Source organism: Phenylobacterium sp., assembly GCF_030693805.1.
Lineage (GTDB): Bacteria > Pseudomonadota > Alphaproteobacteria > Caulobacterales > Caulobacteraceae > Phenylobacterium.
The window spans coordinates 1-1,055 of sequence record NZ_JAUXZW010000056.1 but is presented as its reverse complement, the minus strand read 5'-3'; the positions used below and the strand labels follow the sequence as shown (position 1 = coordinate 1,055).

1 protein-coding gene is annotated in these 1,055 nt (G+C 57.8%); it reads right to left on the bottom strand.

Features of this window, described 5'->3' with window-relative positions; all coding sequences use genetic code 11:
• Positions 1 to 1,055, bottom strand: a 1,055-nt coding sequence (locus Q8M88_RS02270) for a PAS domain-containing methyl-accepting chemotaxis protein (RefSeq protein ID WP_305594627.1), incomplete at both ends; no start/stop codon positions are given.

Sequence of the window (1,055 nt, the reverse complement as noted above, 5' to 3'; positions counted from 1 at the left end):
TCCACTGCAGCCAGAATGCGTGCGAATGCGGCATCCACGTCCTCTGACAATCGGCTGCCCTCCGTCACTCGGCTCACGGTCTGGTGGATCAGTTTGGCAATTTCGCGGGCTGCAAGCGTCGACTTTTCGGCCAGCTTACGTACCTCATCAGCCACCACCGAAAAGCCCACGCCGTGCTCGCCGGCTCGTGCAGCCTCGATCGCCGCATTGAAGGCCAACAAATGGGTCTGGCTGGAGATCTCGCTGATGGTGTCCACAATCTCGTGAATGTCAGACGATGAACGTTCAATGGCCAGAATTGCCTCGCGCGAGCGCCGTACCAGCTGGCTGCCTTCACCAGCTTCCCGCTGGGTTTGTGCCGCCAAGTCCGACGAACGCTCCGCGCCGTGCACCAAATGTTTGATAGAGCCACTCATCGTTAGGAGCACGCCGGTGATGTCATCCACCCGCTGCGATACGGCACGTTCACGCAACACCTGCGCGGTCACGTCTACAGCGTACTTCACCACCTTATAGGGCTTGCCATCCACATCCCGGATGGGGTTGTAGGTCGCCTGAATCCAGACCTCGGCACCATGCTTTCCGATGCGGCGGTAGCGCGCACTCTGAAACTTTCCCTCACCCAGGTCGGCCCAGAAATCTCGATAGGCCTGGCTCTGCACCAAGTTGGATTCGCAGAACATGCTGTGATGCTTTCCCTGCACTTCTTCTGCGGTGTAACCCATGGTGCGCAGGAAATTTGGGTTGGCATCAAGGACATTTCCCTGCATGTCAAACTCAATGACAGCCTGAGACAGCCCAATGGCGTCGAGTTTTCCTTTGGTTTCGGCCGCCAAGACCATGTCGCGTGTAATGTCGGTGGCCAACTTAACAACCTTATAGGGCTTGCCCGATGCATCCAAGATAGGGTTGTAAGATGCCTGAATCCAGATCGCCCGACCATCCTTGGACAGGCGGCGATAGCGACCGGCATTGAACTCCCCCCGGCCCAGCCGCTCCCAAAAGACCGTGTACTCCGTGGAGCTGGTGATTTCCGAAGGGCAAAACATGCGGTG